18 protein-coding genes are annotated in these 15,844 nt (G+C 53.6%); 3 read left to right on the top strand and 15 right to left on the bottom strand.

Annotated elements, in window-relative coordinates; translation table 11 throughout:
• Nucleotide 1 precedes the first annotated feature (1 nt).
• From ORD20_RS14690 to ORD20_RS14675, 4 genes are all read right to left on the bottom strand, one after another.
• Nucleotides 2–784, bottom strand: a complete 783-nt coding sequence (locus ORD20_RS14690; protein ID WP_103375441.1) for a tetratricopeptide repeat protein — start codon at nucleotides 782–784, stop codon at nucleotides 2–4.
• The gene (iscB, locus tag ORD20_RS14685) at nucleotides 784–2,196 is read right to left on the bottom strand and encodes an RNA-guided endonuclease IscB (protein ID WP_103375440.1); all 1,413 of its coding nucleotides are present in this window, start codon (nucleotides 2,194–2,196) and stop codon (nucleotides 784–786) included. Before iscB ends, ORD20_RS14690 begins: the two co-directional genes overlap by 1 nt.
• A 259-nt stretch (nucleotides 2,197–2,455) precedes the next feature.
• Nucleotides 2,456–2,884, bottom strand: coding sequence for an NUDIX hydrolase (locus ORD20_RS14680; RefSeq protein ID WP_103375439.1), 429 nt, complete (start codon nucleotides 2,882–2,884; stop codon nucleotides 2,456–2,458).
• Entirely contained in the window at nucleotides 2,868–3,062 is a 195-nt protein-coding gene (locus ORD20_RS14675; RefSeq protein ID WP_103375438.1) for a DUF4264 family protein, read from the bottom strand. The genes ORD20_RS14680 and ORD20_RS14675 overlap by 17 nt, the downstream gene beginning before the upstream one ends.
• Nucleotides 3,063–3,253: 191 nt before the next feature.
• On the opposite strand from ORD20_RS14675, the gene ORD20_RS14670 reads away from it, so the two are divergent.
• Nucleotides 3,254–3,478, top strand: coding sequence for an alpha/beta-type small acid-soluble spore protein (locus ORD20_RS14670; protein ID WP_103375437.1), 225 nt, complete (start codon nucleotides 3,254–3,256; stop codon nucleotides 3,476–3,478).
• A gap of 68 nt (nucleotides 3,479–3,546) precedes the next feature.
• Here ORD20_RS14670 and ORD20_RS14665 read toward each other — a convergent pair whose 3' ends face one another.
• The 3 genes from ORD20_RS14665 to ORD20_RS14655 form a co-directional block, all read right to left on the bottom strand.
• Nucleotides 3,547–4,908, bottom strand: a complete 1,362-nt coding sequence (locus tag ORD20_RS14665) for a peptidoglycan-binding protein (protein ID WP_103375436.1) — start codon at nucleotides 4,906–4,908, stop codon at nucleotides 3,547–3,549.
• Nucleotides 4,909–4,964: 56 nt separating this feature from the next.
• The gene (locus tag ORD20_RS14660; RefSeq protein ID WP_103375435.1) at nucleotides 4,965–5,321 is read right to left on the bottom strand and encodes a TIGR04086 family membrane protein; all 357 of its coding nucleotides are present in this window, start codon (nucleotides 5,319–5,321) and stop codon (nucleotides 4,965–4,967) included.
• Between the two features lie 111 nt (nucleotides 5,322–5,432).
• A complete protein-coding gene (locus ORD20_RS14655) occupies nucleotides 5,433–5,639 on the bottom strand; it encodes an alpha/beta-type small acid-soluble spore protein (RefSeq protein ID WP_103375434.1) in 207 nt (68 codons plus the stop codon).
• Nucleotides 5,640–5,769: 130 nt separating this feature from the next.
• On the opposite strand from ORD20_RS14655, the gene ORD20_RS14650 reads away from it, so the two are divergent.
• Nucleotides 5,770–6,252: a hypothetical protein gene (locus ORD20_RS14650; protein WP_146039038.1), complete on the top strand. Its 483-nt coding sequence runs from the start codon at nucleotides 5,770–5,772 to the stop codon at nucleotides 6,250–6,252.
• Here ORD20_RS14650 and surE read toward each other — a convergent pair.
• Together surE and ORD20_RS14640 are read right to left on the bottom strand one after the other, a co-directional pair.
• Nucleotides 6,215–7,006: a 5'/3'-nucleotidase SurE gene (surE, locus tag ORD20_RS14645; RefSeq protein ID WP_103375432.1), complete on the bottom strand. Its 792-nt coding sequence runs from the start codon at nucleotides 7,004–7,006 to the stop codon at nucleotides 6,215–6,217. The two genes, ORD20_RS14650 and surE, sit on opposite strands and share 38 nt — an antisense overlap.
• The gene (locus ORD20_RS14640) at nucleotides 6,996–9,704 is read right to left on the bottom strand and encodes a helicase C-terminal domain-containing protein (RefSeq protein WP_103375431.1); all 2,709 of its coding nucleotides are present in this window, start codon (nucleotides 9,702–9,704) and stop codon (nucleotides 6,996–6,998) included. Before ORD20_RS14640 ends, surE begins: the two co-directional genes overlap by 11 nt.
• A 124-nt stretch (nucleotides 9,705–9,828) precedes the next feature.
• Between ORD20_RS14640 and ORD20_RS14635 the strand changes: the two genes are divergently transcribed.
• Nucleotides 9,829–10,146, top strand: a complete 318-nt coding sequence (locus ORD20_RS14635) for a hypothetical protein (RefSeq protein ID WP_103375430.1) — start codon at nucleotides 9,829–9,831, stop codon at nucleotides 10,144–10,146.
• On the opposite strand, the gene ORD20_RS14630 is transcribed toward ORD20_RS14635, so the two are convergent.
• Genes ORD20_RS14630 through ORD20_RS14605 form a run of 6 tightly spaced genes read right to left on the bottom strand, consistent with a single transcriptional unit; the run spans nucleotide 10,143 to nucleotide 15,844 of the window.
• The gene (locus ORD20_RS14630; RefSeq protein WP_103375429.1) at nucleotides 10,143–11,201 is read right to left on the bottom strand and encodes a CehA/McbA family metallohydrolase; all 1,059 of its coding nucleotides are present in this window, start codon (nucleotides 11,199–11,201) and stop codon (nucleotides 10,143–10,145) included. The genes ORD20_RS14635 and ORD20_RS14630 overlap by 4 nt on opposite strands.
• The gene (locus tag ORD20_RS14625; protein ID WP_242968491.1) at nucleotides 11,194–11,610 is read right to left on the bottom strand and encodes a PaaI family thioesterase; all 417 of its coding nucleotides are present in this window, start codon (nucleotides 11,608–11,610) and stop codon (nucleotides 11,194–11,196) included. The genes ORD20_RS14630 and ORD20_RS14625 overlap by 8 nt, the downstream gene beginning before the upstream one ends.
• A gap of 35 nt (nucleotides 11,611–11,645) precedes the next feature.
• Nucleotides 11,646–12,929, bottom strand: a complete 1,284-nt coding sequence (locus ORD20_RS14620) for an amidohydrolase family protein (RefSeq protein WP_103375428.1) — start codon at nucleotides 12,927–12,929, stop codon at nucleotides 11,646–11,648.
• 34 nt (nucleotides 12,930–12,963) lie between these two features.
• Complete coding sequence (locus ORD20_RS14615; RefSeq protein ID WP_103375427.1) at nucleotides 12,964–14,199, bottom strand: adenosylhomocysteinase; 1,236 nt, start codon at nucleotides 14,197–14,199, stop codon at nucleotides 12,964–12,966.
• A 27-nt stretch (nucleotides 14,200–14,226) separates the two neighbouring features.
• Nucleotides 14,227–15,003 (bottom strand): S-methyl-5'-thioadenosine phosphorylase, encoded by a 777-nt coding sequence (mtnP, locus tag ORD20_RS14610; RefSeq protein WP_103375426.1) that lies wholly within the window; start codon nucleotides 15,001–15,003, stop codon nucleotides 14,227–14,229.
• Nucleotides 15,004–15,034: 31 nt separating this feature from the next.
• Entirely contained in the window at nucleotides 15,035–15,844 is an 810-nt protein-coding gene (locus tag ORD20_RS14605) for a metallophosphoesterase (RefSeq protein WP_103375425.1), read from the bottom strand.

Here is a 15,844-nt window from a genome sequence, read left to right as displayed (position 1 = left end):
ATTATGGGCGGGTGGAACTGGTCTGAGGCAAAGACTGCAGTAAGATCCACGGTGCCGCACTGTCGGGATTGTCGTGCAATGCTTGGCGAATATTACTTTCGGCTTGAGCGATTTCACCCCAATGCACGTCGACAATCGCCATGTCATAATAACCTTCCCACCAGGCGGGATTCGCAGCAATCGCATTGCGATAATACGTCGCCGCTGTCGTCCAGTCATTGGCATTTTGAGCGACTTCACCAAATAACACGTAAATGGGACCTTGTGGTCCCGCTACCGCTAATGCCTTGTCAGCAAGAACCCGGGCATTATTCCATTGATGCAAAGCCACAGCAATTTGCCCTAGTCCCACCATGGCTTGCCAATTAGCGGGGTCTAAGTGCAAAGTATGGTGATAGGCATGGCGTGCCAATGACCACTGCTGCATACTCACGGCCATTTCCCCTAAATTATTCCAATAGGTCTGGCTCTTGGGGGCCAAAGCACATGCTCGCTGCGCTTCTTTCAGTGCAGCATGAGGTTGATCCGCATCCCAGAAAAGCTGCCCCAGACGACTATACCCGGCTGCCCAAGTCGGGTCTTTCACCAACGCACTTTCTTCGGTGGCTACCGCCCGCTGCAAGTTAAACTGCAAGGCCTGGTACCGCTCTTCAACCGCTTGCTGGTCAGCCGCAATCTGACCATTATTCGCGTGAGCTCCTGGAGGCACTAAGTAGTTATTCGAGCCACACCCGGAGAGTATCATGAGTAATGCCGCCGCAGCCATGGCCCATTTTAAATTCATCAGGTTGCGCGGGAAACCCCGGCGTTCACGCCGGGCAGGGATAGCGCGGCGGTCGAAGACCGCCCCATTCCCGCCTCTCCTTTGTCCAATGCTATCTTGGTCCAGAAATATCCATACCCGTCTGCCCTCTGGAGCAACGCGCAGAATCGGTGATGGATGCCTTGTATCAACCCGTTTCCGCCCTGGATGTTGAAACTGCCGCGGGCACGGATCGCAACGCGGCCCATGTAGGTGCCGACTTTCTTACCCTTGGTGACCACCGCCTTGACCAGATCGCCGGTCTGGAAACCAAAGGCGCTTTTGCTGCGGGTAAGATAGCCGCGAGGAAAGCCGTACCGGTTCAGGCGCGTGCGCTGGTAGCTACCGCGCCCCGTGGCCTTGATGGCCAAGACGGGTTGCTGCCAACTTTCAAGAACATCGACGTGCCCCACGCAAGCAGCGTCGAGGCAGTGCGCCTTTGGCACCTGCAAGCGGTGGCGGTTGTACTTCGTCCTGCCGCCGGTGCCGACCTCGACATCGAGGCCGGTAGCCACCAGTTGCCGCCAGAGTGCCCAGCGGGTGCTGTTGACGGCAGCGGCATCCTTGAGAGGCGCCTTGCGTTGGGCCCCGATGCGGGCCAGACGCTGGGGATCGTGCGCCAGGAACTCGGCCACGTCCCGGTTACTCTTGCGCTGGTTACAGGGAAAGCAGCCCAGGGTGAGATTCGATACCCGATCGGAACCGCCCGCGCTTCTGGGGTGAATATGGTCGATGGTCAGGGGCACATGCTCTGCGTCGCAGTAGGCGCACTTGCGGCCCCACTTCTCCAGCAGGTACTCGCGCACTTCGTAGCCGAAAAGCTCGCCGCGCAGGTACTCGGCCCCATTGATCTCAGGGTTCTGCAAGGCCTGCGTGTCAAACCGCACCAATTCTTGCGACAGCGTCGTGACCGGCGACCAGCGCAGCAGTCTCCGCACCCATGCCATCGTCGTATCGACCCGGTGCTGCAGGGACGGAGCCAGCCAGCCTTCGGGCTTGGAGCGATTGTCAAAGCGAGTCGGACGATAGCGCAGATTCCCGCGCCGTCGCCGCCGAAAGGCTCGGCGCTGGGTGAGGGCGTCGCGGATAGCATGGCCTCGATGCTGCAACTCCAGCAGCATCAGCAGCGCAGCCTTGCGGGAAATTTCGCCGGTTTCTGCATCTACCATCTCCGTCTCCCGCACGAGGGCCATGCCGGTCGTCTTGCTGCCGGGGTCCAGCTTGAGACGTACCGGTTGCAAGGTGGAATTTTCCTGCAAGCGGTCCACGAGCCGGATAGTGAAAGGCACCATGCGATGCACCCGCGCCCGCCCACGCTCCAACAGCAGCCGCGCCCGTTTCTCCGAGCACGGCATGAGTGGTTTCTTTCTTTTATCCAATACCAAAACGGCCATTACCTGCCTCCTACAAAGCCCTTACGGGCGCTTGTGACGCCGCCTTTCGGCGGTCTCCCCTCGGGGTTGTTTGCAACCGGCTCCTACGTTTCCGTAGCGGCGGGAACCTTCGGCGCTTTGCCTTTCGCCCGCATGATTCCTGCCTTCCAGTGTCCGGGACTGAGGAAGCATCCCGGAGTGGGTCTTACCGACCTGTTGCAAAGGTCTGCACGTTACCGTGCCCCTGGTCAACCCAGCCTGCTCTCACAAGCTCCGCCCTTCAGGGCGGGGTAGTTGACAGACATAAATAATCTCGTACGGCCTTTGAGGCAAAGAACTGGTTCATCCCTGCAGCCCAATCTCGTGAACCGATGTCTTGGGGAGAAATCCAACACGCCGACAGCGCATCTGAGTCTGGGCGGAGACTCTCCTGGCCAATCACCGTGGCCGCGTAATCCAACACAATAAAATGGACCGTTGGCGTCACAATTTCTGCTACATGCAACAACGGTCCCGGAGCAATATGCAAATGCACTTCTTCCGAAATCTCACGACACAAGGCTCCGGCAAGCGATTCGCCCCACTCCACACGGCCTCCAGGCAAGGCCCATAATCCTTGTTCGGGCGGATGGCCACGCTGCACGATGAGGAGTTCGCCCTGGTGATTTAAAATGGCGGCGGCTACTCCAATTTTAGGGCTGGCCGGCATTATCAGTAATATCGTAGATAGTCAGCTCGTTGTCCTCCCCTAGCTGCCGCAGGCCGAAGATAACACCGCGCTCCTTTAACACTTGATTGAGAAATGTAACCACTTGATATGGGGTAAACCCATTAAACCGCCGTTGCCCCAGCGCGACAAGTTTTTCATGGTCTGCTGATACCTTCATCCGTGACGCCTCCACTTACAGTCTCTTGCCGTTGTTTAAATTATTATAGCAGGTTCGCCACACATTAAAGAAGGATCGGAACTTATGCCCGGGAAATGTGGCTTGTTGTGTCATGATCATCCTAACATGCCCGAAGAGTGTTTTCGGCATACTAATGACGTCATCAATAATCCACAAGGGAGGAATGCATTATGGCGCGCCGTAAGCAAGGACCGTCATTGTTATCGCCCCAAATCCGCGATCAATTTAAATATGAAGTGGCGGAAGACTTAGGATTAACTGATGAAATCCTCACGAAAGGATGGGCCGATATGCCATCGCGTCAACTCGGACGTATTGGCGGCAAGATTGGCGGAAACATGGTGAAGGTCATGATCCGCCAAGCCGAAGAATCCTTATCGTCTCGCTCGGACTAAATCTTGAATCCAACCCTCCCAGATGGTGCTTAGCCATCTGGGAGTAATATGTACGGGCCATCATGAAATTATCCCCCATTCGCCCACACTTGCCCTAATGTCAAAAAGACAAAATGATCTGTCGCTAAGCGTTGGAACACCCTGTCCCAGCCCTGTGACGATTGGGGACCGTAGACACTTCCCACCACACCTTCAGGATGGTCGAGTAAGGCATGTACCATTACCGTCGCCCAATGACTTTGGGTTACGACAACACTAGGAGAGAGCGCAATAACATTTTGTGCGCTAATCTCGCCCAGGACAGATGATTGAAAAGGTACCGATTGGCTGATAAATACGGGCGTCTGCCCGGTCGTTTGCGAGAGCGCTTTAACTGACCATGTGACTTCTTGGCGTATGCCCCAATCGGGCAATGTGTTTAATGAGACGCCTGAATACCCGTCCATGATGATTTCATTACCTGATTTGGCCAAAGCTTTCATTAAACGCGTATGCGTTAAGGCCCACTCCCCAGTGATTGCCACATCAATCAGGGCATGAGGATAACGTTTTTGAGCCGATAATAGCGCTTGAATTACCGCCTTTTGGGGATCATATAGCACGAACGCCGCAATGGGTTGGAGATTGCTCAATACCCCTGTTGAGGGGGTTGAGGATCCTGAGGAGGATTGAGCCGCGGGCTGTGATTGAACGGAGCTCAAATCCCTGTGCGCCGGGATTTTAACGCGGGGTGACGAGGCTCGCTTATCTGGTTTTTGGATGGGGTTGGTGTGTGCCGAAACTTTAGGATAAAAAACAACCGGTTGCCCCACCCACAATAGAGTTCCATGTTCGGCATTAGCCCTTTCGAACGTCTTTAGGGGGACGCCAGCTGCCCATGCCAACAGGCGCATCTTATCACCCGGCTGGGCCGCATACGTCCATCTTTTATGCGCCGCAACGCGGACAGTAGCCAAATGCGCTAACGCTGATAACGTTGGTCCATTTAAGACACCGGTCGCGGACAATCCCGCAATCGTTTGAAATTTTTTGACCGATTGGCTAAGAGCCGGTGACATGCGCCCATTTAAGGCCCCCTGGTACAACTTCCACTCCTGAAGCCATGACTGGACAGCCAACACACTCGCCCCCGATACATACGAGGGCAATGCCGGAAGGGTATGGACAATATCTGCAACTTGCGTCGTGAACGATGCCTTAGGACCGATCCCGAATTGCGTTACAAAATTTGCAACACTATGGTAAAAATTTGGGGTGACCTGACCGGTCAGAGGGCCGGCATTATAACCCAATACATCCAGCTGCGCTTGGACTGTTGCCACCGCTACAGGATCATGTCCTTGTATCCAACTCTGCGGAATAGTGTTGGGCGCCAATAAGGACAATGATAGAGCCGCTGAAAGCATGGTTGAAGAAATGATTCCCGCCATTGTGCATCCTCCTCAATTACCAGAATGCACCAAAAGCGAGATTTTATTCAGACGGCCTAATATTGCATACTATATCCCCACATCCCGCCAATCATTCCCGCAATCAATGCCGCAACCAGTCCGACCCATAACGGGCCTCCCTGACCCACATGAACGTTTTCTCCGATTACTTTCCCTACCAAAAAGAGTGTCAACGCCGCTAGACTTCCGTGTATCCACCCCGCATGTTCAGCACCTCGGCCTGCAACCCATCCACTGATTCCTGTTACCACCAATAATGCGGCCCATAACAAGATTGACAATACAGAGCCAGCTAGGGTCGTATTATAATCCACTAAGGCTAAAATAAAAGCCACTAGGGCTGCCGCCACAAAACCGGCTAACACGCCTCTCAAGATAACGCCTACGCTCACTTGACCTCGTCTCCTCTCCTAAGACAACCTACGCGGCGTATAACCGTTCGATGACAGGACGAGGACGACATTTTCGAAAAAAAAAACGCCGACCTAAGCCGGCGTTTACGTTTATTCCTTAGACATCTGTTGCTCGGCACTTTTGACAAGGCGACGAACCATGTTCCCGCCAATTTTCCCGACTTCGCGAGTCGTCATGTTTCCCCAACCCCGCTCCCGAATATCATCATCCAATCCTAAATCCTCCGCCACCTCTTCTTTGAGGTCATCTAACGCCTCTTCTGAGCCTGGTTCCACTGGTTTCTTGCCTTCAGCCATAATCAGCCCCCCTCGTCTTTAGACTGTCCGCGACTAACACAAGTTATAGCGGAACCTTTTCCCACCTAGACAGCCTTTATCTGAGACGTTACACTCAAATGACAATTATGATTACGTGCGGGGAGATTTTATGGCGAGACCTCAGTTAAATATTGCCCACGACAGTTTAGGACAGTGTAATTTTTGCAAGAAGATTCGACAGGAATCGGGCATGGCCCATCATCTACAAGCGTGCCCAGCACGGCGCCAACAATTCCAGCCATTAAGCGGTAAAGGCTCCCGGTCAAGTTGCCACATGATTGTCACGCCATGCGGTGCGCCGCGCACATGGTGGCACATTGAGGTGGCCGCAGACTTGTCACTTCGTGTATTTCAAGAAAAGCTAGGAGGACTGTGGCCCTCCGTAGCACATGGCGTATTTGTACTAGATAGCACGGAGCATTTAGACAGCCAATCCGTCGCGAACGTTTTTATCCCAGGCTTAATTGTGCGCTACGATAGCCCCACCGGATGTTTGATGGTTCAAGTCATTTCTTGGTATGACGGCCAATCTGCTCCTGATCAAACGATGGCAATCATGGCCACAAGCCTTCGCCAAGCTGAGACGGAATAGGTAACGCCTCTTTGTCCGCAATGAATGGATAGGCCGTCGCATCCATTTGCAGCGGTGTCACTGTTATCATCCCCCCAGCCAATGCCCCCACATCGGTATCGGTTTCCTGGATAGCGTCGTGCGGCCTTCCTGCCATCCAATAATACGCACGGCCGCGCGGATCAATACGCTTGTGGAAATCATTAGAATACCTGCGCTGCCCTAATCTCACCCACACCATCTGATGAGGAGGCTGATGATTCCATTGCGGAAAATTCACATTGTATAACATGCCATTCGGGGGCTGAATAAATTTCGATTGGGTCACCCACCATCTCACAAACCTAGCCGACCACTCTAGCCCCTCGCGATCATCTCCTGCATAAGACAAAGCCATGGAGGGAACGCCCAAAAACATCCCTTCCATGGCGGCAGATACGGTCCCGGAGTAATAAATATCCCGTCCTAAATTGGACCCATGGTTAATGCCTGACAGCAAGAGGTCAGGCCGCGTAGGCAAAAGCGCTTCCACCCCCAATTTAGCGCAATCCGCGGGTGTTCCATTAATGCGCCACGCTTGCGTGGCGCCTTCTATTTCAACGGGCGTTGCGTGCAACGGTTTGTGCATCGTGATAGCATGACCCATGGCACTGCGCTCTAATTCGGGCGCCACCACGTAAACCCGAGCCACGGCACTGAGCATGCCCGTCAGCAGCTTAATGCCCTCCGCTCCAATGCCGTCGTCATTTGTCACAAGAATCCGGTTAAATTTCACGGTCCTGCTCTCCTTCTTTCTCCTTAAAGAATTCCCTAATCCACGTCACAAGAGCCCTTTGAGGCTGGGTCTCAAGATGCGGTCCCCCGAGCGCTTGAATAAACTTGGTTCCGTACCGACTTGTAATCAAACGTGGATCGAAGACGACAACAACTCCACGGTCCTGACGTGTCCGCAATAGCCGGCCGAAGCCTTGTTGGAAACGCAATACAGCTCTCGGCAAGGTGTGCGCGTAAAAAGCTGATTTCCCAGCTGCTTGGAGTCGTTCCATCCGGGCTTCTTCGAGCGGTTCGCCCGGGGCACCAAACGGTAACCGCGTCATCACCACCAGGGAAAGACCCGGGCCCGGCACATCCACGCCTTCCCACAAACCTGATGCCCCAATCAATACAGAGCGCGGCGTCTCCTTAAATTGAGAGACTAAGCGCACACTAGGGCCATCAATCCCTTGCGCCAATGTGATGATCCCTATAGCCTCCAACTCATCACGAATAAGATCGGCCAGCGCCCGTAACGTCCTGTGTGAGGTCGTTAGCACCAATGTTCTTCCCTCAATAATGGGCACCACGTCGAGTAAAAATTGTGCCAACGCATGCACATGCTGAGGATTACTGACATCTGGCGCGTCAGTGGGAATCGCCAAACAGCTATTATGGCGCAAATCAAATGCCGACGGTAACTGAATCGCCCGCAGACGAGATTTCGGGACCCCCAATGTCCGCGCCATATATTGAAAATCGCCCGCAATACTTAACGTTGCTGACGTTAAAACGCCTGTTTTGACCTTCTCCCATAGGGTGTCATTCACTAACTTCGACACATCCACAGGCCCTTGGCGCAACGTAACCTGAGGCTCTGTGTCTAATCGTCGGGCCTCCCACCAGCTCACAACGGCCTCTTGAGGCGGCCCCCACTGATCCATGTGAATGCTAAAATCATAGACATCTTCTGCCCACTTCTGAAATCTTAGCCAGCCTGCATCAGTCTTCACGGCATCACCTAATATCGCTTCAGCGGACGCCCAAATGTCGCGAGACACTTGCGCCACCGCCGCGAGTGTGTACCGCAACGATTGAATCGCCGAATCAATGCCGGTACCAGCCCATTGGGCGTAGAGATCCTCCGTCACCCGCACCGACTGCCTCCCATAATCAGACGGGGGGGTTTGACTCAGCAAGGCCTGTTCCACGCGTGCCAAGCGATCTCTAAGTTGCATGGCCTGATCCCGTACCGTTTCCACCAATCCAAATAAGTCGGGATGAGCTTTCAAGTGATCAAAGAGCCCATTATGAGCCACCATTTCCCCTAAGACCTGGGTAAAATCTACAATATTCACATCCATCCCAAATGCGCGCTCCACAACATCACTAAAATGATGCGCTTCATCAATGATGACGTGATCAAAGTCTGGAAGAACCCCTGGCGTGGCCATGTGGGCGGCCAGCAACGCATGATTAACGACCACAATGTGACTGGTTTCGGCCTGACGCCGGGCCAGACGCATATAACACGATCCCGCATAGACACAACGCGAACCTGCGCAGGCATGGCGATCGGCCAAAACATCTTGCCACAATTGTTTGCTCTCATGAGACGAGGGATTGAAAGCGTCAAAGTCTCCACGGTCCGTCAATGCAATAAATGTCAGTAGTCTGGCTAATGCCAAACGGCGCCCCCGCGATTCGTTAAGCATCGTCGTGGTTTGTCGCAATTCATCGGCTTTGAGCAAACAAATATATTGCCCACGCCCCTTCACCATCGCGGAACGCACCGGCAGATGCTGCTGGGCGACGGGTAAGTCTTTATTCCACAATTGTTCTTGCAATGCCAATGTATATGTCGCAATAACGGTCCGTTCTCCACGCCCAAGAGAGGCTAACAACGCCGGCGTTAAATATGCCAAGCTCTTGCCCGTACCGGTTCCCGCCTCGACCATCAGGATTGTTCCGTCCTCGTAAGCCCGGTCCACTGCCGACAACATGGTTTCTTGTGAGGGCCTTCGCTCAAAAGCGCTAAAACTCTTGCCAATAGGCGACCGCTCCGTTAACCAATCGTGAGCATTATACCCGTGGGCCATCTGAGGTAATTCTCCCGTCAGAGGCACTTCGGCGACGGGAAAATCCAGGGGTGAATGAAAGGCTGTCCCGGAGTCGGTCACATCCCACCATTCCCACTCGTTTCCCAATAGATACCGCAAATCCGCCTGTGTTTCCTTGGGTAACTGGCTTAAAGCCTCACGAATCCGGTAGACCAAGTGATACGTTGCTTCGACATCATTGCGTGCATCATGAAATCCATGATCTTCCGGCGCTAAACTTTCTAGACGGTAACTGCTTTGAATGGGCAAAGCAATGCGCGCCCATTCCAATGTGTCAATGGCATCGACAACCCTCACACCGACCTTAGCTAAAAACGCTAAATCAAAACTGATTTGATGGCCCACAACCGGCCGATCCCCGATAAACGCCCTAACCTCATTGATGACGTGGTCAATCGTAGGGTAGAGAGTAAAATCGATATCCTGAAAGCCGGTCAATCGTCTCACAAAAGACGGTATGGGTTGTTCGGGATTGACAAAAAAGTCCAGACGCTCGACGCAACCGTTGATCTCACGTAGCATAGCCACCTGAATAATGCGATCCCCTTCAGGATTAAGCCCCGTGGTTTCTAAATCCAACACCACAAAATCTGTTCGCATGCTACCCCTATCCCGTCCTTCATTAACCGTAGGCCTATCTTAGCACATTGTCCAATGCCTCGATGAATGGGTTATAGATTCCCCCGATAATGACCACACTAGCATGCACAAGGAGGCGACCCGATTGAACGACAAAAACATCTTGGCATTTTTTTCGCGGATGGAAGATGCGCAAAAGTGCCAAACCCGCTTGCGTGAAGAAGGTTTTGATGTGGTGGAGATTGACCCGATTCCCGCGCAATCCGCCTATGACACACAAAACAATATGCTCTCTTTGGATGACGGTCACGGGATGTTTACAACCAATCTTCATAGCGCCTCTAGCTACTTATGGAGCACCCAAGGTATCGCACCCGATGCATGGTTGTTGACCGCTGTGGTCCCTGCTGAAGACCGAAATAATGTGGCCGATATCGTCCGGCATTATGGCGGACAACTTTAGGCTTCTCGCACATAAATCGGATTGCTAAAAAGCCAGGGCCGCTGCTTGCGGCCCCGGAGCAATTCTACTCGCCACACACCGGGCCCTGTTATCGGCCAGTCACCAATCAAACCTACGCCGTCTCCTGCCAGCATCCCGTTATGCCATACGCGCCACGAAACCAAAACCGGACTGGTCGCTTTGAGGGTAAGTCCCGATTGCCACGGGACCTCACTCCCCATCGGCCATTTATGGGTGGACGTTTGTGCCCACAAGCGAAACCCTTTTTCCGTGCCCTCGCGGCACGCCATCAGGGCCACCCGCCCTTCCTTCAAGGCATCATAAATTAATTGCTGGTCAAAACCCAAATCATGATACGTTAACGGCTGGGGTACATAGATCTGCGTTCGAAGCGTTTGGAAGCTCACCAGATAAGGAAACACCGTAAAACCCAAGCGTCTGCCGCCGACGCGAGCGGCATGGGCATCCACTCCAGCAATGCCAACCACTCGCTGCATCTGCCCGAGTTCATCCCACAATTGCAACGCCTCTGGGTCAGGTCCTTGTATACGCCACCACGGATCCAAAATGGCTCTCAGTGCGGTCGGGGTGTTAGTAACCGATGGCAGCCAACTGGATAAGTGGTTCCACACTTCAATCCCCGTAAACGTCCTGACTCCTCGCTCGGTCCACCGGTACGAGGGTAATTTTAGAAAGGGACTCCCCTGGTCAACCGGGTGGGCAACAAAAGACAATCCCTCACGAAGGTTCACCGCCTGAACAATGTCCCCCCAAGGGAGGTCGGGGTTCGGTAACTGGTCAACAAATAAGGCTAATAGATGGTTTTGCTGAGGAGTGATTTCACCACCAACCAAAAACAATAGGCGCCCATAATACCCTTCTCCGTAACGGTCGTGGCGTGGCTGTAAGGTGTCATGGTCGGTCAAAATCACGATATCCACTCCCGCAGCCTGCCCTGCTTGAATAATGTCCGCAACCGTTCCTGTCCCATCTGAATACTGCGAATGCACGTGCAAAACCACGCTATATTCAAAAAGATGAAACGGGTCAATCATGCGGCGGTTCCTTGGGTGGCATAAAAACCCCTTCTGCTGTCACTAACGTCTCACCGAAGCTCTCAATCCATGCCTTGGTATGCACAATCCGCCGATTAAATTGGGTAACGGTCCCATAAATATTCAGCAACGTGTCAATGGGCACAGGCCTTCGGTAGCGAACAGTTAGTTGCGCTGTCATCGTCACCAGATCGTGCTCATGATAAAGCGCATGCCACATGGCATCATCCAGGAGACCGGCGATAATGCCCCCGTGAACCACCCCTTCAAAACCTTGCCACATTTTGTCAACCGCTAAGGCACAATGGACCTGATTTTGGGCTGCATCATACAGAAAATGCGCATGCAACCCCACGGCGTTATGCATTCCGCAGACAAAACACGGATTGTCGTCCCAGTTAATATTCACGGGCCACCCCCAACACCATCCTTAACAATGTCGCTCTATGCAAACAAATGCTGCAAACGTTGCTTCGCTTCTTGAATGATGGCCCGTTCATCGAGTCGGGTTAATAAGCCATCCGCCAGTAATATCTCCCCGTTTACCACGGTATAGAGTACATTGGATCCCGTAGCCGTATAGACGACGTTGGCCACGGGATCAATCTCTGGCGTCATCGCCGCTGCCGTTGCATCAACCACAATGAGGTCCGCTGGGCGCCCCGGTTCTAAAACGCCACCTGTACTCCCTAAAATCTCGGCGGTCCGCCGCGTCGCCATTGTAAGGGCTGTGCGGGCATTAAAGGCTTCAGGCCGGCCCTCAACGAGCTTTTGCATCCATGCCATGGCTTTCATCTCGAGAAACATGTCCAGCGAGTTAGTTGATGCCGCCCCATCGGTTCCCAAGCCGACGGGCACGCTTTGCGCTGACAACAAAGAATAGGGCATAATCCCATTACCCAGCTTGGCATTGCTGATAGGACACGAAATAATCCCCCCAGTCATGCCCGTGAGGTACCCAAGATCCTCGGGCTGAATATGGACCCCGTGAGCAATCAGCAGCCGGGATTCAAACAATCCTGCCTGCCACGCAACGCCGATGGGACTCAGTCCATATTGCTGTTGCATTTGCTGAACTTCTGTAGGACTTTCTGCTAAATGAATATGAATACCCACGCCGAGATCTTTGGCCACTTGCCCCACGCGGGCTAAATAAGCCGGTGAACAGGTGTACGGAGCATGAGGTCCCAGCATGGGCACAATACGGCCCTCCGCTTTCCCTCGCCATGCATCAACAAATTCAACACTCTGGTTGAGCTTGACAAAGTCCAAATCATCATTGCCAACCAACCCACGACTCAGCCAACCTCGCATACCGCTCTCTTCTGTTGCGCGGGCCACGGCTTCCATCTCGAAGTACATGTCCGCAAATGCAACCGTGCCAGACTTAATCATTTCAATCGCCGCCAGTAACGTTCCTACGTAGATGTCATCGGACGTTAGGCGAGCTTCACGTGGCCAAATATGCTGTTCCAACCACTCAAAAAATGGACTATCGTCAGCCAGTCCACGCAATAAGGTCATTGCCGCATGATTGTGGCCGTTATAAAACCCAGGCATAACGATGCCCCCAGAGACATTAATCTCTTGGTCCACGCGACTTGTATCCAGTTCAGGCGGACCCACACTGACAATAACGTGACCGTCCCATGTGACCTGACCAGGCTGGAAAATATGAAAGGCATCATCCACGGTAATCACGGTGTCCGCTTGTATACGGTACCTCACTGCTGCTCACCTCGTTCCTGAATCGTTCTCACTCTTACCATGATGCCGTATAGGCTTGTTGCTCAGGAGTCAGCGTATCAATGCCAATGCCTAGGGCCTTAAGGCGAATGCGGGCTACCCATTGGTCGACATCAGGGTCTACTGGATAGACACCGGGCGACAAGGGATGAGATAATAAATACTCCAGCGCTAACGCTTGCAATCCGAAGGTTAAGTCCATGATTTCCGCAGGATGGCCATCCCCCGCCGCTAAGTTCACCAAACGGCCCTCTGCTAGCAACCACACCGTCTGACCTGACGGCAAACGAAAGCCTTCTACGTTGGCATTGCGGCCAGGAATCGTCTCAACCGCCATAGCACGCAGCCCCTTCACATCCACCTCGACATCAAAATGCCCGGCGTTAGCCAGGACAGCGCCCGTTTTCATTTTGGCGAAATGTGAGGGCGTAATGACATCACGGTTGCCCGTCACCGTCACAAAGAAGTCACCATAGCCGGCCGCTTCATCCATCGTCATCACTTGGTGTCCATCCATAAGCGCCTCGTTTGCCCGCACCGGATTCACCTCCGTGACAATGACGCGAGCCCCAAGCCCCCGAGCCCGTTCAGCGACGCCACGGCCACACCAGCCATAGCCTGCAACGACCACGGTTGTCCCCGCAATCAAGAGGTTTGTCGTGCGCATAATCCCATCCCACGTTGATTGCCCCGTGCCATACTGATTGTCGAATAAATGCTTCATATCCGCATCATTGACCGCAATCATCGGATAACGCAGTTTTCCTTCTCGGGCTAGCGCACGCAACCGTGTAACACCAGTGGTCGTCTCTTCCGCTCCTCCTTTCACACGATCAGCCAATGATGACCGTGACGAATGCAATCGGTCGGTTAATTCGCCGCCGTCATCAATAATTAGTGTGGGTTCCAAATCTAAGACCCGTTGGTGCAAGCGGTCGAATTCTTCGTCAGTGGCCCCACGAAAAGCGTGGACCGTCACGCCCCGTTCCGCAAGGGCTGCAGCCACATCATCTTGAGTACTCAGAGGATTGGAGCTGGTAATACTTACCGTGGCTCCTCCGATATGTAGCAATTCTGCCAAGACGGCAGTTTTCGCCTCAAGATGTAAGGAGATGGCAATACGTTGGTCTGTAAAGGGCTTTTCACTCGCATAACGCTCACGCAGGGCGCCTAATACCGGCATGCGGCCGACAACCCAATCCATTTTCTTATGGCCATCTGAGGCTAAAGCGCGATCTTTAATGGTTGACAAGGCTCAGTCCTCCTTTGGTTCACGATATCAATGCGCGGATAAGCTACAAGCACACGTACGTTCATGCTGCAATAACGGTAGCGCCGCCGCGATAACATTGCGCAGTCCTGCCACATTTTGTGCCATGACGTCCAACACTTCTTGATGGCTAAGTACCTCGGAAGAAATGCCCGCCGCGAAATTCGTAACCAAAGCGACAGTGCTGTAACACAAACCGAGCTCACGGGCTAGAACAACCTCGGGTACACCGGTCATCCCGACGACATCACCGCCAAGCAACCGGTAGGCCTTAATTTCCGCAGGCGTTTCAAACCGAGGGCCGTCGGTTGTGACATAACAGCCTCCATTAACGGCCGCAATCCCCAATTCCTTAGCCTTTTGGACGAGAACACTCCGCATATCAGGGCAGTATGGCTCTGTCATGTCGGTATGGACAACGCCTGACTCCCCCCCGTTATGAAAAGTCGAAGCCCGCGCTTTGGTAAAGTCGAGGAATTGGTCGCACAATACAAACGCCCCTGGCGGCATAGCCACATTTAAGGACCCCACGGCCGCTGTTGCCACAACTCGGTCGACGCCTAGCTCCCGCAACGCCCATATATTAGCCCGATAATTCACCAAATGGGGCGGGACTTTGTGTCCCGCCCCATGGCGGTTCATAAAAAAGACCTCCTCTTCCATTCCTTCTAAATGGCCGCGCGTCACACGAGTGGGCCCAAACGGTGTGGCCACTTCTTCGGTCGTACTCTGGGAGAGCCATGTTGGATCATACACGCCCGTTCCCCCTATTACTGCAATTCTCATCGACTATCCCCCTAATGAATGCCATTTCCCGCTATTCTACCGCTTTGTGTGCTACCACGTCGCTATGTAGAGTAATTTTCACCACTTCAGGCCGGGAGCCAAATCGCACGGGCAATTCGGATGCCCCTAAGCCCCGCGACGTAATCAGAGGCGGTTTGGAATCCGCTGTGATCAAACCGCCCGCATACGGCTTTTTTACCCGGGTATGGCGCACAGGTACCCAGCGCCCAAAGGCTGTCACTTGCCCCCCATGGGTGTGTCCTGCAAGCACCAATGCAAACCGCTCAATGCCGGGCAAGAGCCATGCGTCAGGACGATGGGAGAGCAAAATAGCGGGTTCCGTACTCTGCGCCAATTGCCCTAAAACACGCTCCCATGCCGGTTGTCCCTTCACCAAATCAGGAATTCCCGCCACCCAAAGACTATGTTCTCCACGCTTGATGCGATGTACACGATTATCGAGGAGGCGCGGCCCGGGATTCCATGGCGTCACGTCGAGGCGTCCTCTGTGATAATCATGATTACCACTCACGTAAAAGACGCCTTCGGGTGCCGTCAGCCCATTTATTTCCCGAACAAGGCGCGCTCGTGGCAGCGTGCGCCAGGCATATAAATCGCCCGTGACCGCTACCATATCTGCTCTGATTGGGTGGTGCCGCAGGAACGAAAAAGCCCCCACCCGCCCGTGAAAATCAGACAGATGGAGGATGGTGAAACCGTCAAATTCCTTTGCCAAATTGCGGACAACCAGATCGTAGCATACTTCGCGAATCCAAAACGGCTCAATACCTACGGCATAAAACGCCACGCTGAATAAGCCCAAAACCGCTGCATTAAGCAC

The sequence above is a fragment of the Sulfobacillus thermotolerans genome (assembly GCF_039623705.1).
Lineage (GTDB): Bacteria > Bacillota > Sulfobacillia > Sulfobacillales > Sulfobacillaceae > Sulfobacillus > Sulfobacillus thermotolerans.
Note: the sequence above shows the minus strand (reverse complement) of the source record. Positions and strands in the feature narration are given on the sequence as shown.